The sequence below is a fragment of the Bacillus methanolicus MGA3 genome (assembly GCF_000724485.1).
GTDB lineage: Bacteria > Bacillota > Bacilli > Bacillales > Cytobacillaceae > Bacillus_Z > Bacillus_Z methanolicus_A.
In genome coordinates, this window is the sequence record NZ_CP007739.1 from 281,861 (window position 1) to 307,118 (window position 25,258).

Below are 25,258 nucleotides of genomic sequence, written 5' to 3' on the forward strand. Positions count from 1 at the left end.
AATGAAGACATTTTTTACGTTTCTTAAAGGTATTTGGAAATTAGTCATGCTGATGTTATTAGTCCTCCTTGCTTTTTCATACGCCATGTTTCAAGGGAGGTTTGTAAGCTGGTTTTTGTTTTATAGTTTTCTGCCTTTCGCGCTTTATGCACTTGCTCTGTCTTTTTATTCTTTAAAAGATTTTGAGGCTGAGAGAGTTTTCGTTAAAACGGAGTATAATGCTGGAGAAACAGTAAAGATTAAGGTCTATTTGACTAGAACAAAAGGTTTTCCGTTATTTTATATGATCATCGAAGATGGCCTGGAATATCCGCTTTCATACGTCCGCCAGAAGAAAAAAGCGAAAACGTTAATTTTTCCAGGCTTTCGAAAAGAGATTTTCATAGAGTATTTGATTGAAGAAATACCGAGGGGAGAGCATTTTTTTCGGACAATTCGGATAAAAACGGGAGATCCACTAGGTTTAATTGAAAAAGAAAAGATGCTTCCTTTAGAAAGTAAGATTCTCGTCTATCCAGCATATGAAGAACTTATTTACCGGCCTTTTGAAAATCATTACGACCAGGGAATGACCGCATCAAAGGAACGGGTGCAAAGGGATACTTCCATGGCCATCGGAATCAGGGAGTACCAACCGGGCGACCGTTTTTCATGGATTAACTGGAAAGCGACTGCAAAACGAAACGATATTATGACAAAGGAGTTTGATCAACGCCAATCCCACGATGTTTATATCATTATGGACTGTGCGCCTAATCCGCATTTTGAAGTAATTGTTTCATTTACGGCATCTATTATAAAGGCGATCTTAAAGAAAGGAGCACAAGCAGGCCTTCTCACTTCAGGAGTGGAACGAGGCGCTTTTCCGATTCGCGGCGGAGAAAGCCAGCAGTTAGAGCTGTTTTACCATCTTGCAAAAGTAAAGGATAATAGCCCGGTTACATTAGACCGAATTATTGAATCTGAGAGGTTTTTCACACAACAGAATGTTGCGCTTATGTTTGTCACAGGACAATTAACGAAGCCTTTAATTGAAAAAGCAGGGTATTATGCTCAGTGCAAAACTTCTCGCATTTTCTTCTTAATAAAAAAAGCGCGGGAAGCTCCTTCCAAGCAAGAGCTGGCATTAAAAGCAGCCGCGAATGCCCGGGGAATCAAAGTTGTCATGGTTCAGGACGGCCAATTTCAAGAAGCGTTTTCTGAGGTGAGCCTGCGATGACCACTTACGAAACAAAAAGAAATGTTTCACATTTTCTTTTGTATGCTTTCGCATTTTTACTGTTGTGGGAGTGGCTGAGACCTCTAGAGCAGCTAACCGACACAGCCTACACTTGGATTTTTTTATTTTTTCTATTGCTTTCGTTTGCCATGTCTTTTTGGGGAACAAAAATGGCTGTTGGTGCGGCAGTGAAGATCATATATATTTTTTATGTTCTGAATTACTTGTATTTTGAAGGATCATTCTTCAGCTTTCAATGGATCCCCCTCTTATTCGCTGATTTACAGGAAAACATCGGTTATTTGTTTGAAATGGATTGGCAAAGCCTTACCGATGTGTTTCGAAGTTTGTTGTTATTTATTTTGCTATGGCTAATGACGTATCTTTTGCAGTATTGGCTAATTACCCGCAGGAAGCTTTTTATCTTTTTCTTCATGACATTAGTGTACGTCACCGTGCTTGATACGTTCACGCCTTATGCCGCCGATACTGCGATTGTCCGGACTGTCATATGTGGTTTTGCGATTATGGGAATGCTGACTTTTTACCGATTGATTGAAAAAGAATCAATAAGAAAAGAAAATAGGTTTGCAAGAAAATGGATGATTCCGTTAGCAGGAATGATTGCTTTTAGTGTTCTTTTAGGTTATGTTTCACCTAAATCCGAACCAATTTGGCCTGATCCTGTTCCTTATATTAAATCATACAGCTCCAAAAATAACGGTGATAGAGATGGCTCTTTAAAGCGAATTGGATATGGAATGGATGATTCGCGGCTTGGTGGGCCATTTATTGGAGATAATCAAGTAGTCTTCAGGGCACAAGTAGAATCGAGGCATTATTGGAAAGTTGAAACAAAAGATGTTTATACAGGAAAAGGCTGGGCAGCTTCTGACGAGAATCCAGAAAAAGTTTCGTTCCGGCAAAAAGACAAAGTCCCTTTATCGTCGTTTTCATCAGGAGTCGAAACAGAAAAGGAAACAGCTTCTTTATTTTTTAGTAAGAGGTATCCTCATATTGTCTATCCTGCTGGTGTACAGAAAATTCATGCCAGTCCTAATGTTTCGTTTGAATTGGATACGAATACGGAAAAAATTTACTCATTAAAAAAAGGACAGGCTGAGCCTTTAAACCAATACTCGTTTGACCATGAAATCCCTACATTTCGCGTTTCCGCATTAATGAAAACAGTCAGTTCGGATACAAGCGGGATGAGTGAGGAATTTATCCGGCGGTATACACAGCTTCCGGACAATTTGCCGGAAAGGGTCAGGGAGCTGGCATTACAAATTACTTCAGGAAAGAAAACATGGTTTGAGAAAGCAAAGGCCATTGAAGATTACTTCCACAGCAGTCCTGAGTTCATATATGACCAGCAAGATGTCGCGATTCCTGGGGAAGGCGATGATTATGTTGATCAATTTTTATTTGAAACAAGGCGGGGATATTGTGATAATTTTTCCAGTTCAATGACTGTTCTTCTTCGGACTCTTGGCATTCCGGCCCGTTGGGTAAAAGGATATACAGAGGGAGAATTTAAGCAACTTGGTGAACAAAACAAGCGTATTTTTGAAATTACAAATAACAATGCTCATTCATGGGTTGAGGTATATTTTCCGAATGTCGGCTGGGTACCGTTCGAACCGACAAAAGGTTTTTCAAGCAATGTTCACTTAAACTATGATACGTATAAAAACAATCAGACGAGCAGAGAAAAAACAAGACATCCTGAGAAGCAGCAAGATACGTCAAAATTTGAAAAACAGGATAACAAGACAAATAATAAGTCTTCTTTCTCATATCCCGAACTATGGAACAAAATAAAGACATTTTTCGCGGAACGCTGGCCCGAGATGTTTCTTGTTGGAGTTCTTTTAGCAGCTATTGTGTTGGTGGCTTATAAAAAACGGGCGAGGTGGCTCCCATACTATTTAATTTGGAAATATAAACAAATTGACAAGGATGAACAGTTTGCAAAAGCGTACCTCGCATTGTTGAAACAACTGGAACTGATTGGTTTAAAACGAAAAAATGGCCAGACATTAAGAGAATATGCCCGCTATGTTGATACCTTTTTCTTTTCAAGGGAAATGAGCAAGTTAACGAACCGTTATGAACAATTATTATATAGAGGGAAGCTTCAAATCAATTCGTGGGATGAATTAAAAGAATTATGGGAAAATTTAATTAAAAAAACGATTGCTTGACCGCGATTTTACACTGTTGTTACAATAACTTTATATTTGAATATTGTAAGCAAAAACCTTCATATATCCTCGATAATATGGTTCGAAAGTTTCTACCAAATCACCGTAAATGATTTGACTATGAAGGCAGATGATTCTATATGTTGCTCATGCACGTAAACTAGAATTCTGCTTTTTTATCGGAAGGAGAGTTCTAGTTTTCTTTTTATTCATCAGCGTTTCAGAAAAAAATGAAAAGTTTTGACAATTGCTGAGAACACTAGAAATTAAGGTGATTGAATATTATTTTTTAACAATGAGGTGAACAGTTTGCCAGGAAAAACAGAGTTGCAAAACCAGGAAATGATTGTTGTTCTCGATTTCGGAAGTCAATATAATCAATTGATTACAAGAAGAATCCGCGAATTCGGCGTCTACAGTGAACTTCATCCTCATACAATTACAGCTGAGGAGATTAAAAAAATGAATCCAAAGGGAATCATTTTTTCCGGCGGACCAAACAGCGTATATGAAGAAAATGCGTTTCGCTGTGATGAAGAAATCTTTGAATTAGGATTGCCGATTCTTGGGATTTGTTATGGGATGCAGTTAATGACACTACATTTCGGCGGGAAAGTAGAAAGAGCAAAGCATCGCGAATATGGAAAAGCTGTCATGAATATCGAGCATCAAAGCAAACTATTTGAACAGCTTCCTAAGGAACAGGTTGTGTGGATGAGCCACGGTGATTTAGTTGTTGAAGCACCGGAAGGTTTCACAGTCGATGCAGTTAATCCTTCATGCCCGATTGCTGCCATGAGTGATGAGAGCCGAAACTTATATGCGGTTCAATTCCATCCGGAAGTCCGCCACTCTGTTTACGGAAATGAAATACTGAAAAATTTCGTCTTCGGAGTTTGTGGCTGTAAAGGCGACTGGTCGATGGAAAACTTCATCGAAAGGGAGATTGAAAAAATCCGTCAAACAGTAGGAGATAAGAAAGTCCTCTGCGCACTTAGCGGCGGAGTCGACTCTTCCGTTGTTGCTGTTTTAATTCACAAAGCCATCGGCGATCAATTAACTTGTATTTTTGTTGATCACGGTTTGCTTCGCAAAGGGGAAGCAGAAAGTGTGATGAAAACCTTTGCTGAGGGTTTTAACATGAATGTTATTAAAGTCGATGCAAAGGAACGCTTTCTAAATAAATTGAAAGGCGTCAGCGATCCAGAGCAAAAGCGGAAGATTATCGGAAATGAATTTATTTATGTATTTGATGATGAAGCTGCAAAATTGGAAGGAATTGAGTTTTTAGCACAGGGCACTCTTTATACGGATATTATTGAAAGCGGTACGGCAACTGCTCAAACGATTAAGTCCCACCATAATGTAGGCGGTCTTCCAGAAGATATGCAGTTTAAACTGATTGAACCTCTTAACACGCTTTTTAAAGATGAAGTGCGCGCTTTAGGAACAGAGCTTGGAATTCCTGACGAAATCGTTTGGAGGCAGCCTTTCCCTGGTCCGGGACTTGGTATTCGCGTGCTTGGGGAAGTAACAGAAGAAAAATTAGAAATTGTGCGTGAATCGGATGCGATTTTACGGGAAGAAATTAAGAAAGCCGGTCTTGACCGCGATATATGGCAATATTTTACTGTCCTTCCTGACATCCGCAGTGTTGGAGTAATGGGTGATGCCCGCACATACGATTATACAGTCGGTATCCGTGCTGTTACGTCAATTGACGGCATGACATCTGACTGGGCAAGAATACCGTGGGATGTTCTCGAAATTATCTCAACGCGTATTGTGAATGAAGTGAACCATGTTAACAGAGTCGTCTACGACATTACAAGCAAACCGCCAGCAACAATTGAGTGGGAATAATAAAAGCGGAAGCGTCTTGACCAGGCCCGACAGGCATAAGACAGCCTCCGAGGAGGCAGTTCTTCAGCCGCCACAGGAGGATGGCTTATGACCCCGAGGGCCTAGACGCTGGAGCTAGACAATAAAAAAAGCAAAGCCAATTGCTAAAAATTAAAAAACACGAACAAAACAAAAAAACGAACAAATAATGTTCGTTTTTTTGTTGACGTGGTTCTGTAGCACTGTTAAAATATAAAACGAAAAATGAATAAATTGTAGCATTACGTCGTATAATTTTGGGAATATGGCCCAAAAGTTTCTACCGAGCTACCGTAAATAGCTTGACTACGAGGTAAGTGTCTTAATAATGGGGTTATTTAGTTCATGTCTTTATTTTTTCATCTTAAAGCCCCTTATGTTTACACAAACCTTATGTCAGCGCTCCGGTATTTCGGAGCGTTTTTTAATGTCTAGCTATGGTAGGCCAAACAAATAACTCCAAAGTCTATTGACACTTTCGTGATTCGTCTTATGCTTGGCTAATCAGAAAGCTGTCGCTTTCTGAACGCATAAGGGCGACTATAGTTCTGCCTTCGCTCGCTCGGCAATCACCAAGTCTTCTTTATCGGGGTTAAACAAGGCGTTTTCGCTTTTCTATTTTGGGCTAACCAATATGACGCAATTTTATAGGGGGAAAAATGATGAGAAAATACTTCCAATTCGAGGAACTTGGAACCAATTATCGCCGCGAATTTTTAGGCGGACTGACAACGTTTTTAGCTATGGCTTATATTTTGATTGTTAATCCGCTTGTATTGACACTCGCGGATGTTAAAAACTTTCCCGATGCCTTGAGAATGGATCACGGAGCAGTATTTGTGGCTACAGCGCTGGCAGCTGCAGTCGGTTCCATCATTATGGGACTGGTCGGTAAATACCCGATCGCGCTCGCTCCTGGGATGGGTTTAAATGCCTTTTTTGCCTATACGGTTGTTTTAGGACATAAAGTGCCGTGGCAGCATGCACTCGGAGCTGTTTTCATTTCAGGTATGTTTTTCTTGTTATTAACGATTTCCGGGCTTCGTGAAAAGATTATTAATGCGATTCCGGTTGATTTGAAACATGCAGTAGGTGCCGGTATTGGTTTGTTCATAACTTTTATCGGGCTAAGGAATGCTGGTGTTATTGTCAATAATGATGCAACTCTAGTCGGTTTAGGCGATTTATCAAACGCAAATACACTACTTGCGATTTTTGGGCTTGTAATCACTGTGATCATGATGACAAGAGGGATTAATGGAGCTGTGTTTTATGGAATGATCATTTCCGTTATAATTGGAATGATTTTTAATTTGATTGAAGTTCCGAAACATGTAGTAGGTGCAGTTCCAAGTTTGAAGCCGACATTCGGGGCCGTCTTCTCTTCCTTCAATGATCCTTCTTTCTATACAACAACAATGATAGGTATTATTCTTACGTTTTTATTTGTAGATTTCTTTGATAATGCCGGTACATTGGTAGCGGTCGCCAATCAAGCTGGTTTGATGAAAGACAACAAGCTGCCTCGTGCGGGCAGAGCATTATTTTCTGATTCGATCGCATCAATTGTAGGATCAATTTTAGGAACATCAACAACAACATCTTATATTGAGTCATCTGCAGGGGTTGCAGCCGGTGCAAAAACCGGGTTTGCTTCCTTGGTAACAGCCGGGTTTTTTATCCTTTCACTATTTTTCTTCCCGGTATTATCAGTCGTAACACCACCGGTAACGGCACCTGCTTTAATAATCGTCGGTGTTTTAATGTGTTCTTCCTTAGGAAAAATTGATTGGACTCGATTTGAAATTGCGGTACCTTCTTTCTTAACGATGATCGCAATGCCACTTTCCTACAGTATTGCCACAGGGATAGCAATAGGTTTCATTTTTTATCCTATCACGATGATGGTGAAAGGGCGCACAAAAGAAATTCATCCAATTATGTACGTGTTCTTTGTCATCTTTGTCCTTTATTTCATGTTTTTAACAGAATAATATTTGTGGGGAGTCAGAATTAAGCTGTCTCCCTTTTTTTATCTTTTTTTGTTAAGCCAAAAAATGAATGCGTTTTCTTTTTTGATTGACTTCTTTTTCGATCTTATAACATAATAGGGTTATATCGAATGCTGTCGAAAAATCGGAGGATGCGGATGCCGAGTTTAGTTGTTAAAAAGGTCTTGAATAATAATGTCATTATTGCCGAACATTCTGCATACGGAGAAGTTGTAGTTATCGGGAAAGGGATCGGTTTTAACCGGAAACAAAAGGATCTGATTGAAGCTTCGGCAGCTGAAAAACTTTTTGTTTTACGAAATGAACAAGAGCAGAAAAACTATTTAAAACTGTTGCCGTTTTTGAAGGATGATTTACAAGAAGTCATCATTTCGGCAATTGAGCTTATAAAAGCTAGAACAGACTCATCATTAAATGAACATATTCATGTAGCGCTGACAGACCATCTTATGTTTGCAATCAACAGGATTACAAAAGGAATGGAAATACGCAATCCGTTTCTTGTTGAAACTAAAGCTTTATATCCAAAAGCGTTTGGAATTGCAAAGGAAGTTATCGATTTATTCACAGAAAAGACAGGGATTCAACTGCCTGAAGGTGAGGTAGGCTTTATTGCCCTTCACATCCACAGTGCAGTGACCAATAAAGATTTGTTTGAAGTAAATCAACATTCCCAGCTTATTTCAAAACTAATTAATATGATCGAAGAACACTTGGATTGTAATATTGATAAAGAAAGTACTGACTATATGAGGCTTATCCGCCACCTCCGCTTTGCGATCGAAAGGATAAAAAATGGAGAAAAAGTTGAAGAGCCAGAAAAAATATCTTTACTCTTGAAGCAAGAATACCCTATATGCTATAATCTTGCGTGGAAGCTCATTAAGGTTATGCAGCAAACATTAAAACAACCAGTGTTTGATGCTGAAGCGGTGTATTTAACAATGCATCTGCAACGGCTTCAGAAAAAAATAAAATAGTGATTAATCTTTTACGTGTTACTGATTCGATCAGGCATGAGTAAAGAAGATAATTGATAAGATGTTTTATGGGTAAATTACCTATAGAACCTTGTCATATTATTTTCTTTTCTCATGCCTTTTAATTTTGCTCAAATGAAAACGCTTAATGGGCTAAAAAATATTGGGGGTTTTGTTATGTTTAAAAAGGCTTTTGGTGTTTTACAAAAAGTCGGTAAAGCATTGATGCTGCCTGTTGCATTACTTCCTGCAGCGGGAATCCTTCTCGCGTTGGGTTCTGCTCTCAGAAACCCGGCTTTATTAGATTTAGCCCCGTTTTTAGATAATAGCGGAGTGGATATGGTCGCTGCTGTTATGCAAAAAGCTGGGGATATTGTTTTTGGAAATCTGCCATTATTATTTGCTGTCGGTGTTGCTGTTGGACTAGCCGGTGGAGAAGGCACCGCAGGTCTTGCTGCGATTATTGGCTACCTGATTATGAATGTTACTATGGGAACAGTACTTGGCATTACCGCGAAAGATGTTAACGGTTTGAGCTATGCATATATTCTCGGTGTTCCAACTCTGCAAACGGGCGTATTCGGTGGTATTATCGTTGGTATTATTGCTGCAGCTTTATACAATAAATTCTATGAAATTGAATTGCCTTCTTATTTAGGCTTCTTTGCCGGAAAACGTTTTGTTCCGATTATCACTGCAGGGACTGCGGTTATTTTAGGTTTGATTATGATGGTTATTTGGCCGCCAATACAGTCCGGTCTAAATGCATTCTCACAAAATATGGTTCATGCGAACTTAACATTATCAGCTTTTATTTTTGGAGTAGTTGAACGGTCACTGATTCCATTTGGATTGCACCATATTTTCTATTCGCCATTCTGGTATGAGTTCGGTGAATATGTAACGAAAGCCGGTGAAGTGGTTCGCGGAGACCAACGAATTTTCATGGCGCAAATTTCTGACAATGTTCAACATCTGACTGCCGGTACATTTATGACAGGTAAATTCCCATTTATGATGTTTGGCCTTCCTGCTGCAGCATTAGCGATTTACCATGAAGCTCGTCCTGAAAAAAAAGCTGTCGTTGGAGGATTGATGGCTTCTGCGGCCCTAACATCTTTCTTAACCGGTATCACGGAGCCCATTGAATTTTCATTCTTATTCGTGGCACCTGTGTTATTTGGAATTCATGCGATTTTTGCCGGATTATCCTTTATGATCATGCATTTATTAAATGTTAAAATCGGGATGACTTTCTCAGGCGGGTTAATTGACTATATCTTGTTTGGTTTAATTAACCCACAAACACACGCATGGCGGGTAATTCCTGTTGGTCTTGTCTTTGCGGTTATTTATTACTTTGGATTCCGTTTCGCAATTCGTAAATTTAATCTGATGACACCTGGACGCGAACCAGATGAAGAAGAAATGGAAGATTCAAAAGGTGCAGCAGGGGATCTTGCATACAATATTCTTGCAGCGATGGGCGGAAAAGAAAATATTTCCCATTTAGACGCTTGTATTACTCGTCTGCGCGTATCAGTAAATGACATTAAGAAAGTAGACAAAGAACAGTTGAAAAAGCTTGGTGCGGCCGGGGTGCTTGAAGTAGGAAACAATATTCAGGCAATTTTTGGCCCTCGCTCTGAAACCATTAAAGGGCAAATGAAAGATATCATGAATGGTAAAAAACCACGAGCTGTGGAACCGAATTCTGCCAAAGAGATTGAACAGCAAATTGAAGAAGTAAATCCAAAGGCATTGCAAACAGAACACAATGCCGACGATGTGTTTGTATCACCAATTAAAGGTGAAATCAAGCCAATTACCGAAGTCCCGGACGCTGTATTCTCAGGGAAAATGATGGGTGACGGATTTGCGATTGTTCCCGCAGAAGGTATAGTTGTTTCTCCTGTAGACGGAAAGATTGTAAACTTATTCCCGACAAAACACGCCATTGGTTTACTTTCAGATTCAGGACGGGAAATTCTTATCCATTTCGGAATCGATACAGTGAACTTAAAAGGTGAAGGTTTTGAAGCGCTTGTTTCAGAAAATGACCGTGTTCAAAAGGGGCAACCATTATTAAAGGTTGATTTAGAACATATCAAAAATAATGCGAAATCAACGATCACTCCGATCGTCTTCACAAACCTTGCCGAGGGAGAAAAAATTGTTATTAATAAAACTGGAAATGTAGACCTTAATGAAGAGAACATCATTTTTATAAGTAAATAAAAATGAATTTCATTATACTATAATAGAATTAACCGGCTCCGGGCTTTTTTGTTCCTGGCGGCCGGTTTAATTTTTGCTTCAAATTCTTTGCTATTTCTATTTTTGATAGCGAAGCTCCGCCCCTTTTTCACAGAAAAAATAAAAAAAGAAGTTGACAGGGTTTCGGCACCGTGATATATTAATAAAGTCGCTTCTGAGCGATGAAAAAGAATTGTTCTTTGAAAACTGAACAAACAAAAGCGTCAACGTTAATTCTATTATTTATGAGCATATCTTACTCTTTTTTGGAGAGTTTGATCCTGGCTCAGGACGAACGCTGGCGGCGTGCCTAATACATGCAAGTCGAGCGGACCGATGGGAGCTTGCTCCCTGAAGTCAGCGGCGGACGGGTGAGTAACACGTGGGCAACCTGCCTGTAAGACCGGGATAACTTCGGGAAACCGGAGCTAATACCGGATAATCCTCTTTCCCGCATGGGAAAGAGCTGAAAGATGGCTTCGGCTATCACTTACAGATGGGCCCGCGGCGCATTAGCTAGTTGGTGAGGTAACGGCTCACCAAGGCGACGATGCGTAGCCGACCTGAGAGGGTGATCGGCCACACTGGGACTGAGACACGGCCCAGACTCCTACGGGAGGCAGCAGTAGGGAATCTTCCGCAATGGACGAAAGTCTGACGGAGCAACGCCGCGTGAGCGAAGAAGGCCTTCGGGTCGTAAAGCTCTGTTGTCAGGGAAGAACAAGTACCGTTCGAATAGGGCGGTGCCTTGACGGTACCTGACCAGAAAGCCACGGCTAACTACGTGCCAGCAGCCGCGGTAATACGTAGGTGGCAAGCGTTGTCCGGAATTATTGGGCGTAAAGCGCGCGCAGGCGGTTCCTTAAGTCTGATGTGAAAGCCCACGGCTCAACCGTGGAGGGTCATTGGAAACTGGGGAACTTGAGTGCAGAAGAGGAGAGCGGAATTCCACGTGTAGCGGTGAAATGCGTAGAGATGTGGAGGAACACCAGTGGCGAAGGCGGCTCTCTGGTCTGTAACTGACGCTGAGGCGCGAAAGCGTGGGGAGCGAACAGGATTAGATACCCTGGTAGTCCACGCCGTAAACGATGAGTGCTAAGTGTTAGAGGGTTTCCGCCCTTTAGTGCTGCAGCTAACGCATTAAGCACTCCGCCTGGGGAGTACGGCCGCAAGGCTGAAACTCAAAGGAATTGACGGGGGCCCGCACAAGCGGTGGAGCATGTGGTTTAATTCGAAGCAACGCGAAGAACCTTACCAGGTCTTGACATCCTCTGACAATCCTGGAGACAGGACGTTCCCCTTCGGGGGACAGAGTGACAGGTGGTGCATGGTTGTCGTCAGCTCGTGTCGTGAGATGTTGGGTTAAGTCCCGCAACGAGCGCAACCCTTGACCTTAGTTGCCAGCATTCAGTTGGGCACTCTAAGGTGACTGCCGGTGACAAACCGGAGGAAGGTGGGGATGACGTCAAATCATCATGCCCCTTATGACCTGGGCTACACACGTGCTACAATGGATGGTACAAAGGGCTGCGATGCCGCGAGGCTGAGCCAATCCCAAAAAACCATTCTCAGTTCGGATTGCAGGCTGCAACTCGCCTGCATGAAGCCGGAATCGCTAGTAATCGCGGATCAGCATGCCGCGGTGAATACGTTCCCGGGCCTTGTACACACCGCCCGTCACACCACGAGAGTCTGTAACACCCGAAGTCGGTGAGGTAACCGCAAGGAGCCAGCCGCCTAAGGTGGGACAGATGATTGGGGTGAAGTCGTAACAAGGTAGCCGTATCGGAAGGTGCGGCTGGATCACCTCCTTTCTAAGGATTATTCGAAAAGCAAAGGCGACTGGTTAGCCTCGACAAGCGCTGGAGCTTCTGGCGGAAAAGTCCAAAAGACTTTGACAGAAGAAGCGAAGCGACTCGAGAGGCTAGGAGCCGTAGCTAGACATTACAACAGAATAGTTGATCGCTTTTGTTTGTTTAGTTTTGAGGGAGCAATTCCTCAGAACTTCGTTCTTTGAAAACTAGATAATCGTATTGAAGAAGGCAAAAGAAGAACCGAGTATCGCCATTTTAGGTTTCAAACCTTGAAGGTTAAGTTAGAAAGGGCGCACGGTGGATGCCTTGGCACTAGGAGCCGATGAAGGACGGGACTAACACCGATATGCTTCGGGGAGCTGTAAGTAAGCGTTGATCCGGAGATTTCCGAATGGGGAAACCCCCTATCCGTAATGGGATAGGATCCTAGCCTGAATCCATAGGGTTAGGAGGGCAGACCCGGGGAACTGAAACATCTAAGTACCCGGAGGAAGAGAAAGCAAACGCGATTCCCTGAGTAGCGGCGAGCGAAACGGGAACAGCCCAAACCAGGAGGCTTGCCTCCTGGGGTTGTAGGACACTCAACATGGAGTTACAAAGGAACGGAGTAGAYGAAGAGGTCTGGAAAGGCCCGTCAGAGAAGGTAATAACCCTGTAGTCGAAACTTCGTTCCCTCCTGAGTGGATCCTGAGTACGGCGGGACACGTGAAATCCCGTCGGAAGCAGGGAGGACCATCTCCCAAGGCTAAATACTCCCTAGTGACCGATAGTGAACCAGTACCGTGAGGGAAAGGTGAAAAGCACCCCGGGAGGGGAGTGAAAGAGAACCTGAAACCGTGTGCCTACAAGTAGTCAGAGCCCATTCATGGGTGATGGCGTGCCTTTTGTAGAATGAACCGGCGAGTTACGATCACATGCAAGGTTAAGTCGAAGAGACGGAGCCGCAGCGAAAGCGAGTCTGAATAGGGCGAATGAGTATGTGGTCGTAGACCCGAAACCAGGTGATCTACCCATGTCCAGGGTGAAGTCCAGGTAACACTGGATGGAGGCCCGAACCCACGCACGTTGAAAAGTGCGGGGATGAGGTGTGGGTAGCGGAGAAATTCCAATCGAACTTGGAGATAGCTGGTTCTCTCCGAAATAGCTTTAGGGCTAGCCTCAAGTGTGAGAGTCTTGGAGGTAGAGCACTGTTTGGACTAGGGGCCCTCATCGGGTTACCGAATTCAGACAAACTCCGAATGCCAAAGACTTATCCTTGGGAGTCAGACTACGAGTGATAAGATCCGTAGTCAAAAGGGAAACAGCCCAGACCACCAGCTAAGGTCCCAAAGTATACGTTAAGTGGAAAAGGATGTGGAGTTGCTTAGACAACCAGGATGTTGGCTTAGAAGCAGCCACCATTTAAAGAGTGCGTAATAGCTCACTGGTCGAGTGACTCTGCGCCGAAAATGTACCGGGGCTAAACGTATCACCGAAGCTGTGGGTGGACACCGTTTGGTGTCCGCGGTAGGAGAGCGTTCTAAGGGCGTTGAAGCTAGACCGGAAGGACTGGTGGAGCGCTTAGAAGTGAGAATGCCGGTATGAGTAGCGAAAGATGGGTGAGAATCCCATCCACCGAATGCCTAAGGTTTCCTGAGGAAGGCTCGTCCGCTCAGGGTTAGTCGGGACCTAAGCCGAGGCCGAAAGGCGTAGGCGATGGACAACAGGTTGATATTCCTGTACCACCTCTTTTCCGTTTGAGCGATGGGGGGACGCAGGAGGATAGGGCAAGCGCGCTGCTGGATTAGCGCGTCCAAGCAGTTAGGCCGCTAACGAGGCAAATCCCGTTAGCAGAAGGCGGAGCTGTGACGGCGAGGGAAATGTAGTACCGAAGTTCCTGATTCCACACTGCCAAGAAAAGCCTCTAGCGAGGAAAAAGGTGCCCGTACCGCAAACCGACACAGGTAGGCGAGGAGAGAATCCTAAGGTGAGCGAGAGAACTCTCGTTAAGGAACTCGGCAAAATGACCCCGTAACTTCGGGAGAAGGGGTGCTTTTCTGGGTGCATAGCCCGGAAAAGCCGCAGTGAATAGGCCCAGGCGACTGTTTAGCAAAAACACAGGTCTCTGCGAAGCCGCAAGGCGAAGTATAGGGGCTGACGCCTGCCCGGTGCTGGAAGGTTAAGAGGAGGGGTTAGCTAAAAGCGAAGCTCTGAATCGAAGCCCCAGTAAACGGCGGCCGTAACTATAACGGTCCTAAGGTAGCGAAATTCCTTGTCGGGTAAGTTCCGACCCGCACGAAAGGCGTAACGATCTGGGCACTGTCTCAACGAGAGACTCGGTGAAATTATAGTACCTGTGAAGATGCAGGTTACCCGCGACAGGACGGAAAGACCCCGTGGAGCTTTACTGCAGCCTGATATTGAATTTTGGTACAGCTTGTACAGGATAGGTAGGAGCCTGAGAAGCCGGAGCGCCAGCTTCAGTGGAGGCGTCGGTGGGATACTACCCTGGCTGTATTGAAATTCTAACCCGCGCCCCTGATCGGGGCGGGAGACAGTGTCAGGTGGGCAGTTTGACTGGGGCGGTCGCCTCCTAAAAAGTAACGGAGGCGCCCAAAGGTTCCCTCAGAATGGTTGGAAATCATTCGCAGAGTGTAAAGGCATAAGGGAGCTTGACTGCGAGACCTACAAGTCGAGCAGGGACGAAAGTCGGGCTTAGTGATCCGGTGGTTCCGCATGGAAGGGCCATCGCTCAACGGATAAAAGCTACCCCGGGGATAACAGGCTTATCTCCCCCAAGAGTCCACATCGACGGGGAGGTTTGGCACCTCGATGTCGGCTCATCGCATCCTGGGGCTGTAGTCGGTCCCAAGGGTTGGGCTGTTCGCCCATTAAAGCGGTACGCGAGCTGGGTTCAGAACGTCGTGAGACAGTTCGGTCCCTATCCGTCGCGGGCGCAGGAAATTTGAGAGGAGCTGTCCTTAGTACGAGAGGACCGGGATGGACGCACCGCTGGTGTACCAGTTGTCTTGCCAAAGGCATAGCTGGGTAGCTATGTGCGGACGGGATAAGTGCTGAAAGCATCTAAGCATGAAGCCCCCCTCAAGATGAGATTTCCCATAGCGTCAAGCTAGTAAGATCCCTGAAAGATGATCAGGTTGATAGGTCTGAGGTGGAAGCGTGGCGACACGTGGAGCTGACAGATACTAATCGATCGAGGACTTAACCAAATTAAAAAGCGGAAGAAGTCCGCAAGTGATACTCATTGTTCTTCACTTCTTCATAACATTATCTAGTTTTGAGAGAATGAAATCTCAAATGAATAGGTCTGGTGGCGATGGCGAGAAGGTCACACCCGTTCTCATACCGAACACGGAAGTTAAGCTTCTCAGCGCCGATGGTAGTTGGGGCATTGCCCCTGCGAGAGTAGGACGCTGCCAGGCAAAATGAAAGAACAACCTGTTTTGGTTGTTCTTTTTATATTTTGACGGTGATTATATTTTGAAAGATGAAAATACAATTTGAATTTTAGAGTTTTAATCGCTCTGAATTCTATTTTCGGAAGGTTATGAACCTTTATTCTGAAAAATGAGCCTTCGTTCCGAAATATAATTCTTCATTCCGAAATATGAGCCCTTGTTTTCATTATAAGCCGTGGACCATTATTATAAGCTTTTATCCCAAGTTATAGCACCCCCAACTTTGCTGCCATTTTTTTCTTTCGAAAAGTCAGGATTGCAAAAGGCATTCTGGCTCGTTTCAAATGATCGCCCCGTTTCTAACGTCTTTCCATAATAATTAAAATCCTTGATGATTAGACTACTGTTTTTCCGGTAATTATACTCTAGAATAGTATATTCCTTTAAATTCCAACGAAATTGAGGAATTAATAAATTATAATGAAATGAAAGAATGCCTATTGAACGGAATTTGTATTATCGCTCTTTCAGATCATTGTAAGTGCAATCCTTCGAATTAATGGAACAACGTATGTGTCTTGAGAAGGTTAAATTTACTGTATTGGTGCATATAGTAGTTTTAAATCATTTTTCTGTAAGGAAAGGAAAAATATTTTCATGAGCAAAGAAAAAAAGAAGTTGCTGTTTGAAGTCAAAGAAAATGAGACGATTGATCAATGTCTTGAGCGGATGAAGAAAGAAGGATACACACCGGTTAGAAGAATGGAAAAGCCTATTTTTCAAGAAGTAAAAAAAGGCGATTCGATTCAATATGAGCCGATTGGAAGGCAAATTGTGTTTGAGGCCAAAAAAATCGATTAGAAAAAGACGAACATTCTTTTGCTAAAATAAAATATTGTTCGATATTTGGTTGACAATTTTATTTGTAAGCTGTTATGATGAAAGCATAAATTAAGCGTTAACCCCTCGTATAATCATGGGAATATGGCCCATAAGTCTCTACCCGGCAACCGTAAATTGCCGGACTATGAGGGAAAGTTGATATGGCCGGAAATTATTTACTAGCATCTTTTTTAAGATGAATATTTTTATGATTGCATTTTATGCCCGGGCAGATCACTTTCTCTTTAGTTTGAGAGAAGTGTCTGTTACGGGTTTTTATTTTGAAATCTGGAGGGAAAAAGATGGAAGTTCAGGTTGGGGTAATTATGGGGAGTGTTTCTGATTGGGAAACGATGAAACATGCGTGTAATGTGCTGGATCAATTGCAAATTCGTTATGAAAAAAATGTTGTGTCAGCCCACCGGACTCCTGACCTCATGTTTGAATACGCAGAAAATGCCCGTAAGCGGGGATTAAAAGTAATCATAGCCGGAGCAGGCGGAGCAGCCCACTTGCCGGGAATGGTAGCAGCCAAGACGACTTTGCCCGTTATTGGGGTTCCTATACAATCCAAGGCTCTAAACGGTCTTGATTCTCTCTTGTCTATTGTCCAAATGCCTGGAGGAGTTCCTGTTGCTACTGTGGCAATTGGAAAGGCTGGCGCAACGAATGCCGGACTGCTTGCAGCCCAAATATTAGGAGCATTTGACCCGGCAGTTGCCGAAAAGCTTGAAAATTTAAGAGAAGAAACGAAAAAGACAGTTTTAGAAAGCAGGGATGGTCTTGTTTAATAAAACCATTTTACCCGGACAAACAATCGGGATTATTGGCGGCGGACAGCTTGGACGGATGATGGCACTTGCAGCAAAACAAAGCGGTTTTCGAATTGCGGTACTGGATCCTATTGAAGATTCGCCATGCGGACAGGTAGCCGATTATAAAATCATTGGCCAGTATGGCGATTTAGAATCTGTTCAAAAATTAGCCCAAGTATGTGATGTTATTACCTATGAATTTGAAAATATAAATGCAAAGGCATTGGAATGGCTTTGCGAGAATGCGTATGTTCCTCAAGGTTCAAACCTATTGTATATTACACAAGACCGCATTCAAGAAAAGGCAGCAATTCAGGCTGCGGGCTTAGAAGTTGCACCTAATGCAGTCATTCGAACAGTCCAAGATATTTATGATAATATTAAGAAGCTTGGCTACCCTGCGGTTTTAAAAACAGCTAGAGGCGGCTATGATGGAAAAGGCCAATTGGTGATCAAGGAAGAGAAGGATATTGCAGGAGCAAATGAGCTTTTAGAAACGAGCGTGTGTGTTCTTGAAAAGTGGATTCCGTTTGAAAAAGAAATATCAGTGATTGTGGCAAGGAATCCGCGGGGAGAAACTGCCGTTTTTCCTGTCGCCGAAAATATCCATCGAAACAATATTCTTCACAAAACGATCGTACCGGCGAGAATACCGGATTCAATAAAAAAGGATGCAGAGGCAAAGGCGATCGATCTCGCTGAATCACTGGGACTGATCGGAACTCTTGCGGTTGAAATGTTTCTAACAGCGGATGGAACAATTTTTATCAATGAACTTGCTCCGCGCCCGCATAATTCAGGACATTTTTCAATCGAAGCATGTGAGACATCACAATTCGAACAGCATATCCGAGCAATTTGCAATTGGCCGCTCGGAAGTACAAAACTATTAAAACCGGCTGTAATGGTCAATATATTAGGGGAACATCAGTCAAGCATCATTGAGAAATTACCAGAACTGCCTGATTGGAAAATCCATTTGTACGGAAAAGATGAAGCAAAAGCAAAGCGGAAAATGGGGCATGCCACCATTTTGCGTGATTCTCTTGATACGGCTCTTACAGAAATTGAGCAAAGCGGCATATGGAACAGTGCAGTTAAGATCGGAGGCTAAAACATGATTGAACGTTATACAAGACCTGAAATGGGAGCGATTTGGACGGAAGAAAATCGCTTTAAAGCTTGGCTTGAGGTTGAAATTCTTGCCTGTGAAGCTTGGGCAGAACTAGGTGTCATACCGAAAGAGGATGTAAAAAAAATCCGTGAAAAAGCATCTTTCAATATTGAGCGCATTAAAGAAATCGAAGAGGAAACAAGACACGATGTTGTTGCATTTACACGGGCCGTTTCCGAAACTTTAGGTGAAGAGCGAAAATGGGTTCACTACGGGTTAACTTCAACCGATGTTGTTGATACAGCTCTTTCTTACCTCTTAAAGCAAGCGAATGAAATTCTTTTAAAAGATATTGAAAACTTTATTGAAATCCTTAAAAACAAAGCGCAAGAACATAAGTATACAGTGATGATGGGGCGCACCCATGGCGTTCATGCAGAACCGACAACGTTTGGACTAAAGCTTGCACTTTGGTATGAAGAAATGAAAAGAAATCTTGAGCGTTTCAAGCAAGCAGCTGCAAATATAGAAGTCGGAAAGATTTCCGGAGCTGTTGGAACGTATGCAAACATTGATCCGTTTGTTGAAAAATACGTTTGTGAAAAACTCGGGCTAAAACCTGCGCCAATTTCTACTCAAACATTGCAACGCGACCGCCATGCCCATTACATGTCAACAATTGCATTGATCGCGACCTCAATTGAAAAATTTGCCGTTGAAATTCGCGGGCTTCAAAAAAGTGAAACACGCGAAGTTGAAGAATTTTTTGCTAAAGGGCAGAAAGGGTCTTCGGCTATGCCGCATAAACGAAACCCGATCGGCTCGGAGAATATGACTGGTATGGCTCGCGTCATCCGTGGTTATATGATGACCGCTTATGAAAATGTTCCTCTCTGGCATGAAAGAGATATTTCCCATTCTTCAGCCGAGCGGATTATTTTACCGGATGCAACGATTGCATTGAATTACATGCTGAACCGTTTTGCGAACATTGTGAAAAACTTGACTGTTTATCCGGAAAATATGAAGCGCAACATGGACCGGACGCTTGGTTTGATTTATTCGCAGCGCGTGCTTCTTGCTTTGATCGATAAAGGCTTCTCCCGCGAAGAGGCATATGATACTGTTCAGCCAAAAGCAATGGAAGCATGGGAAAAGCAAGTGCCGTTTCGCAGTTTAATTGAGATGGACGAAAAGATTACTTCTCACCTTTCGCCGGCTGAAATCGATGATTGCTTTGATTATCACTATCATTTGCAGCACGTAGACACGATCTTTGAACGGTTAGGACTATAAAGGTAAGGATTTCCCCTTACCTTTTTCAACCCTAATATACTGAAGATTCCTAATTTTCTTGCTAAGGAGGCTCCCATAATGGAAAAACGAGCTCTGTTATATGAAGGTAAAGCCAAAAAGGTTTATCAAACGGAGGATGACAATATTGTCTGGATCGAGTACAAAGATTCTGCTACCGCCTTTAATGGTGAAAAGAAAGCAGAAATCGCCGGAAAAGGCCGTTTAAATAATGAAATTACCAGTTTGCTATTTTCAAAGCTTCATGATGAAGGAGTCGAATCACATTTTATCAAACGCTTATCAGAAACAGAACAGCTGGTGAAAAAAGTTTCGATTATCCCTCTTGAAACAGTTGTTCGAAACCTTGCTGCCGGAAGTTTTTCAAAAAGGTTAGGAATCGAGGAGGGAACACCATTCTCTAAACCGATTGTCGAATTTTATCTGAAAAACGATGAGCTTGGCGACCCGCTTATTACAGATGCCCATATTATTGAATTGAAGCTTGCTACTGAAGAAGAGTTGAATGAATTAAAAGAAAAAGCATTAAAAGTAAATGACATCTTAATCAGCTTTTTTAAAGAAATTGGAATCCGACTTGTGGACTTCAAATTGGAATTTGGGAAAGACGCTGACGGACGCATTCTTCTTGCTGATGAAATTTCACCGGATACATGCCGCCTGTGGGATTTAAAGACAAATGAAAAGCTTGATAAAGATGTGTTCCGCCGTGACCTTGGAAATTTAACTGAAGCATATGAAAACATTCTTTCCAGATTAGGAGGCCAACCAGCATGTACAAAGTAAAAGTTTACGTGACATTACGTGAAAGTGTATTAGATCCTCAAGGAACTGCAGTAAAAAATTCCCTTCATTCTTTAGGCTACAGTGAAGTAGCAGATGTGCGAATCGGTAAATATATGGAGTTAATGATCGACAAAACCGACCGGGATGTGGAAACTATCGTAAACGAAATTTGCGATCGCCTTTTGGCCAATCCGGTTATTGAAGATTATCGCTACGAAATTGAGGAGTGTGTTGCTCAGTGAAATTTGCGGTCATCGTCTTTCCAGGATCAAATTGTGACGTAGATATGTACCATGCCATTAAAGATGAGCTTGGCGAAGAAGTAGAATATGTGTGGCATGATGCTGAAAGTTTGGAACAATACGATGGAATCTTGCTTCCGGGCGGTTTTTCATACGGAGATTATCTTCGTTCAGGAGCGATTGCCCGTTTTAGCAAAGTAATGAGTGAAGTCGTGAAAGCTGCGGAAGCAGGAAAGCCAGTTTTAGGAGTATGCAACGGATTCCAAATTTTATTGGAAGCAGGTTTGTTGCCTGGTGCAATGCGGCGAAATGAAAGCTTAAAATTTATTTGCCGGCCAGTTGAGTTAAAAGTTGAAAACAATCGGTCGATGTTTACTTCCCTATACAAGGAAGGCGAAATTATCACCATTCCAATTGCTCATGGGGAAGGAAATTACTATTGTGATGAAGAAACGCTTGCCAAACTAAAAGCGAATAACCAAATCGTTTTTACGTATCATGGAACGAATCCGAACGGCAGTCTTGCGAATATTGCCGGGATTATGAATGAGCGCGGAAATGTTCTTGGCATGATGCCGCATCCAGAGCGGGCGGTTGATGAACTTCTTGGCGGCGCGGATGGTCTGAAACTTTTTCAATCAATCGTAAAACATTGGAGGGAAGCATATGTTGTTAACGCTTGAACCGTGTACTGAACAAATAAAAGCAGAGAAAATCTATCAGCAAATGGGCTTGTCTGATGAAGAATTTGCGATGATTGAAAAAATTCTCGGACGCCTTCCAAATTATACAGAAACGGGCCTTTTCTCAGTTATGTGGTCAGAGCATTGCAGCTACAAAAATTCAAAGCCTGTGTTAAAAAAATTTCCGACAACCGGAGAACGGGTGCTGCAGGGACCGGGAGAAGGAGCTGGAATTGTTGATATCGGTGATGAACAAGCGGTTGTTTTCAAAATTGAAAGTCACAACCACCCGTCTGCGATTGAGCCATACCAGGGCGCAGCAACAGGTGTGGGCGGCATTATTCGTGATGTCTTTTCAATGGGCGCAAGACCGATCGCTCTCCTTAACTCTTTACGATTTGGAGAACTGGATTCTGCTCGTGTCCGGTACCTTTTTAAAGAAGTAGTCGCAGGAATTGCCGGATACGGCAACTGTATCGGAATTCCGACAGTAGGCGGTGAAGTGCAATTTGATCCAGCCTATGATGGTAATCCACTCGTGAACGCCATGTGCGTAGGTATTATAGACCATAAGGATATTAAAAAAGGTCAGGCGCATGGTGTAGGAAATACCGTTATGTATGTTGGTGCAAAAACTGGCCGTGACGGAATACACGGGGCAACCTTTGCGTCAGAAGAATTAAATGAGCAATCTGAAGAAAAACGCCCGGCAGTACAAGTTGGCGATCCGTTTATGGAAAAATTGCTGCTGGAAGCCTGTCTTGAGCTCGTTCAATCTGACGCTCTTGTCGGGATCCAGGACATGGGTGCGGCCGGCCTTACAAGTTCATCGGCAGAAATGGCGAGTAAAGCAGGTTCAGGAATTGAAATGAATTTGGATCTTGTGCCTCAGCGGGAATCAGGAATGACTGCATATGAAATGATGTTGTCTGAATCTCAGGAACGAATGCTAATTGTCGTAAAAAAAGGCCGTGAACAGGAAGTCATTGATCTCTTTTCTAAATATGGACTCGAAGCTGTTGCGATCGGCAGAGTAACAGATGATAAAATGCTACGCCTTCTCCATAAAGGTGAAGTTGTTGCGGAGGTTCCTGTTGATGCACTTGCGGAGGATGCTCCTGTTTATCATAAACCGTCTAGAGAGCCGGAATATTTCCGTGAATTCCAGGCGATGGAAAACGATATTCCGGAAGTGAATGATTATAAAGAAACACTTCTTGCCCTCTTGCAGCAGCCGACAATCGCGAGCAAGGAATGGGTTTATGACCAATATGATTACATGGTAAGAACCAATACAGTTGTTACACCGGGTTCAGATGCTGCCGTTGTCCGCATCCGCGGCACGAAAAAAGCATTGGCAATGACGACGGACTGCAACTCCCGTTATCTTTATCTCGATCCGGAAACAGGCGGAAAGATTGCCGTTGCTGAAGCAGCGAGAAATATTATTTGTTCAGGTGCAGAGCCGCTCGCAATTACTGACTGCCTGAACTTTGGAAATCCTGAAAAGCCGGAGATTTTCTGGCAGCTTGAAAAAGCGGTCGACGGAATGAGTGATGCCTGCCGCACGTTAGGTACACCGGTTATTGGCGGAAATGTCTCCTTATACAACGAAACAAGCGGTGCGGCTGTTTACCCTACTCCTGTTGTTGGTATGGTCGGGCTTGTGGAAGATTTAAAGCACGTAACAACACAAAGCTTTAAAGAGGCCGGAGACCTAATTTATCTTGTCGGTGAAACGAAAGACGAGTTCGGCGGCAGTGAACTGCAAAAGCTTTCATATGGTCGTATTTTTGGAAAGGCGCCAGAGTTGGATCTCGAAACAGAGAAAATAAGACAACAGCAAATATTGAATGCAATCCGAGCCGGCCTTGTAGCTTCTGCCCATGATATAGCAGAAGGCGGATTTGCTGTTGCTTTGGCAGAAAGTTTATTTGGAACCGCCGGATTAGGAGCAGATGTGAAAATTTCCGGCAACATTACGTCTGCTTTATTCAGTGAAACCCAGTCCCGCTTCTTGCTTTCTGTGAAAAAAGAAAACAAGGAAGCTTTTGAAAAGCTCGTCAATGCAACGCTTATTGGAGAAGTAACCGATTCATCTGTGCTCAGGATCGTGTCTGATACGAATGATCCCGTTATCATCGCAGATGTTAAAGAATTGGAAAGTGCCTGGAAAGGAGCCATCCCATGTTTGCTGAAATAAAAGGAATGAATGAAGAGTGCGGTATTTTTGGCATTTGGGGCCACCCTGATGCTGCACAAATCACCTATTATGGACTTCATAGCCTCCAGCACCGCGGACAGGAAGGCGCTGGGATTGTCGTGACAGATGGACGCCACCTGACAGGTGTGAAAGGTGAAGGACTGGTTACCGAAGTATTTACGGCAAATTCAATGGAAAAGCTGAACGGGAAAGCTGCGATCGGCCATGTCCGTTATGCAACTGCCGGCGGAGGCGGATATGAAAATGTCCAGCCTCTCCTTTTCCAATCCCAGAGCGGCGGATTGGCTGTTGCCCATAATGGCAACCTTGTGAATGCTAATGCGCTGAAGTTCCAATTAGAGGCGCAAGGGAGCATTTTTCAAACAAGCTCTGATACAGAAGTTCTTGCTCATTTAATAAAACGCGCCGGCTTACCTGAATTCAAAGACCGCGTTAAAAATGCGTTAACGATGCTGAAAGGGGCTTATGCGTTTCTAGTTATGACGGAGACGGAATTAATGGTCGCGCTAGATCCGCATGGTCTTAGACCACTCTCGATCGGCATGCTAGGGGATGCCTATGTTGTGGCATCTGAAACATGTGCATTTGATGTTGTAGGAGCGCAATATATACGCGATGTAATGCCGGGAGAGCTCTTGATAATCAATGATGAAGGAATGAAATCTGAGCAGTTTTCGATGAATACATCCCGGGCTATTTGTACGATGGAATATATTTATTTTTCCCGCCCGGACAGCAATATTCACGGCATTAACGTTCATACAGCAAGAAAGAACCTCGGCAAAAAGCTGGCAATGGAAGCGCCAATTGAAGCCGATGTAGTAACGGGTGTACCTGATTCAAGCATTTCCGTTGCAATCGGATATGCGGAAGCTTCAGGCATTCCTTATGAAATGGGTCTTATCAAAAATCGCTACGTCGGACGCACGTTTATTCAGCCATCCCAGTCGCTTAGAGAACAGGGAGTAAAGATGAAGCTTTCTGCGGTCCGCGGGGTTGTTGAAGGAAAACGGGTTGTCATGGTTGATGACTCGATCGTAAGGGGAACAACGAGCAAGAGGATTGTGTCGTTGTTAAGAGAAGCGGGCGCAACAGAAGTTCATGTTGTGATCAGCTCTCCGCCGATTAAGCATCCTTGCTTTTACGGAATTGATACTTCAACAAGAGAAGAACTGATTGCTTCAGACAATTCGGTTGAAGAAATCCGCCAATTGATCGGCGCTGATACACTTACGTACTTGTCAGTAGAGGGAATGATTGAGGCGATTGGCAAGAATGAAGACGGCGAAAATCGAGGACACTGCCTCGCTTGTTTTACAGGAAAATATCCGACGGAAATATATCCGGATACTCTCCAGTATTATTATCAAAAAAGTTAATGAAAAGCAGAAGGGCCATTTGAGCCCTTACTGCCGTTTTCCTTTCCAAGAG

At 43.3% G+C, this 25,258-nt stretch carries 15 protein-coding genes, 3 rRNA genes and 3 riboswitches; all 18 genes read left to right on the forward strand.

The genetic code is table 11. The features are described from left to right. The first annotated feature begins 1 nt into the window (after nucleotide 1). A complete protein-coding gene (locus tag BMMGA3_RS01590) occupies nucleotides 2-1,219 on the forward strand; it encodes a DUF58 domain-containing protein (RefSeq protein WP_003349685.1) in 1,218 nt (405 codons plus the stop codon). Beyond that, on the forward strand, nucleotides 1,216-3,426 hold the full coding sequence (locus tag BMMGA3_RS01595) for a transglutaminase domain-containing protein (protein ID WP_003349684.1): 2,211 nt from the start codon (nucleotides 1,216-1,218) through the stop codon (nucleotides 3,424-3,426). The genes BMMGA3_RS01590 and BMMGA3_RS01595 overlap by 4 nt, the downstream gene beginning before the upstream one ends. A gap of 39 nt (nucleotides 3,427-3,465) precedes the next feature. Further along, a riboswitch (purine riboswitch) is annotated at nucleotides 3,466-3,567 on the forward strand. A 201-nt stretch (nucleotides 3,568-3,768) separates the two neighbouring features. Next, nucleotides 3,769-5,289: a glutamine-hydrolyzing GMP synthase gene (gene guaA / locus BMMGA3_RS01600; protein ID WP_185762568.1), complete on the forward strand. Its 1,521-nt coding sequence runs from the start codon at nucleotides 3,769-3,771 to the stop codon at nucleotides 5,287-5,289. A gap of 245 nt (nucleotides 5,290-5,534) precedes the next feature. Continuing rightward, nucleotides 5,535-5,636: riboswitch (purine riboswitch) on the forward strand. Nucleotides 5,637-5,969: 333 nt separating this feature from the next. Continuing rightward, nucleotides 5,970-7,301, forward strand: a complete 1,332-nt coding sequence (locus BMMGA3_RS01605; RefSeq protein ID WP_003349682.1) for an NCS2 family permease — start codon at nucleotides 5,970-5,972, stop codon at nucleotides 7,299-7,301. Between the two features lie 155 nt (nucleotides 7,302-7,456). Next, complete coding sequence (glcT, locus tag BMMGA3_RS01610) at nucleotides 7,457-8,299, forward strand: glucose PTS transporter transcription antiterminator GlcT (RefSeq protein WP_003349681.1); 843 nt, start codon at nucleotides 7,457-7,459, stop codon at nucleotides 8,297-8,299. Between the two features lie 177 nt (nucleotides 8,300-8,476). Next, complete coding sequence (ptsG, locus tag BMMGA3_RS01615; protein ID WP_003349680.1) at nucleotides 8,477-10,537, forward strand: glucose-specific PTS transporter subunit IIBC; 2,061 nt, start codon at nucleotides 8,477-8,479, stop codon at nucleotides 10,535-10,537. A gap of 281 nt (nucleotides 10,538-10,818) precedes the next feature. After that, nucleotides 10,819-12,369 (forward strand): 16S ribosomal RNA (locus tag BMMGA3_RS01625). Nucleotides 12,370-12,643: 274 nt separating this feature from the next. Further along, nucleotides 12,644-15,578, forward strand: a 23S ribosomal RNA gene (locus BMMGA3_RS01630). Between the two features lie 97 nt (nucleotides 15,579-15,675). Continuing rightward, a 5S ribosomal RNA gene (gene rrf, locus BMMGA3_RS01635) occupies nucleotides 15,676-15,791 on the forward strand. Together the 16S, 23S and 5S rRNA genes form the textbook arrangement of a ribosomal RNA operon. Before the next feature lie 633 nt (nucleotides 15,792-16,424). Next, entirely contained in the window at nucleotides 16,425-16,628 is a 204-nt protein-coding gene (locus BMMGA3_RS01640; RefSeq protein ID WP_003348414.1) for an NETI motif-containing protein, read from the forward strand. An 85-nt stretch (nucleotides 16,629-16,713) separates the two neighbouring features. After that, nucleotides 16,714-16,815, forward strand: a riboswitch (purine riboswitch). Between the two features lie 136 nt (nucleotides 16,816-16,951). Continuing rightward, nucleotides 16,952-17,440 carry a 5-(carboxyamino)imidazole ribonucleotide mutase gene (gene purE, locus BMMGA3_RS01645; protein WP_003348413.1) on the forward strand — a complete coding sequence of 163 codons (489 nt, stop codon included), beginning with the start codon at nucleotides 16,952-16,954 and terminating at the stop codon, nucleotides 17,438-17,440. Next, complete coding sequence (gene purK / locus BMMGA3_RS01650) at nucleotides 17,427-18,578, forward strand: 5-(carboxyamino)imidazole ribonucleotide synthase (protein ID WP_185762554.1); 1,152 nt, start codon at nucleotides 17,427-17,429, stop codon at nucleotides 18,576-18,578. Before purE ends, purK begins: the two co-directional genes overlap by 14 nt. 3 nt (nucleotides 18,579-18,581) lie before the next feature. Next, nucleotides 18,582-19,874: an adenylosuccinate lyase gene (gene purB / locus BMMGA3_RS01655; protein ID WP_003348411.1), complete on the forward strand. Its 1,293-nt coding sequence runs from the start codon at nucleotides 18,582-18,584 to the stop codon at nucleotides 19,872-19,874. 78 nt (nucleotides 19,875-19,952) lie between these two features. Then, on the forward strand, nucleotides 19,953-20,678 hold the full coding sequence (purC, locus tag BMMGA3_RS01660) for a phosphoribosylaminoimidazolesuccinocarboxamide synthase (RefSeq protein ID WP_003348410.1): 726 nt from the start codon (nucleotides 19,953-19,955) through the stop codon (nucleotides 20,676-20,678). Continuing rightward, on the forward strand, nucleotides 20,666-20,920 hold the full coding sequence (gene purS, locus BMMGA3_RS01665) for a phosphoribosylformylglycinamidine synthase subunit PurS (RefSeq protein ID WP_003348408.1): 255 nt from the start codon (nucleotides 20,666-20,668) through the stop codon (nucleotides 20,918-20,920). The genes purC and purS overlap by 13 nt, the downstream gene beginning before the upstream one ends. Continuing rightward, nucleotides 20,917-21,603, forward strand: coding sequence for a phosphoribosylformylglycinamidine synthase subunit PurQ (purQ, locus tag BMMGA3_RS01670; protein ID WP_003348406.1), 687 nt, complete (start codon nucleotides 20,917-20,919; stop codon nucleotides 21,601-21,603). Before purS ends, purQ begins: the two co-directional genes overlap by 4 nt. Further along, the gene (purL, locus tag BMMGA3_RS01675) at nucleotides 21,587-23,806 is read left to right on the forward strand and encodes a phosphoribosylformylglycinamidine synthase subunit PurL (RefSeq protein WP_003348404.1); all 2,220 of its coding nucleotides are present in this window, start codon (nucleotides 21,587-21,589) and stop codon (nucleotides 23,804-23,806) included. The genes purQ and purL overlap by 17 nt, the downstream gene beginning before the upstream one ends. After that, complete coding sequence (gene purF / locus BMMGA3_RS01680) at nucleotides 23,791-25,206, forward strand: amidophosphoribosyltransferase (protein WP_003348402.1); 1,416 nt, start codon at nucleotides 23,791-23,793, stop codon at nucleotides 25,204-25,206. The genes purL and purF overlap by 16 nt, the downstream gene beginning before the upstream one ends. Nucleotides 25,207-25,258: the final 52 nt, after the last annotated feature.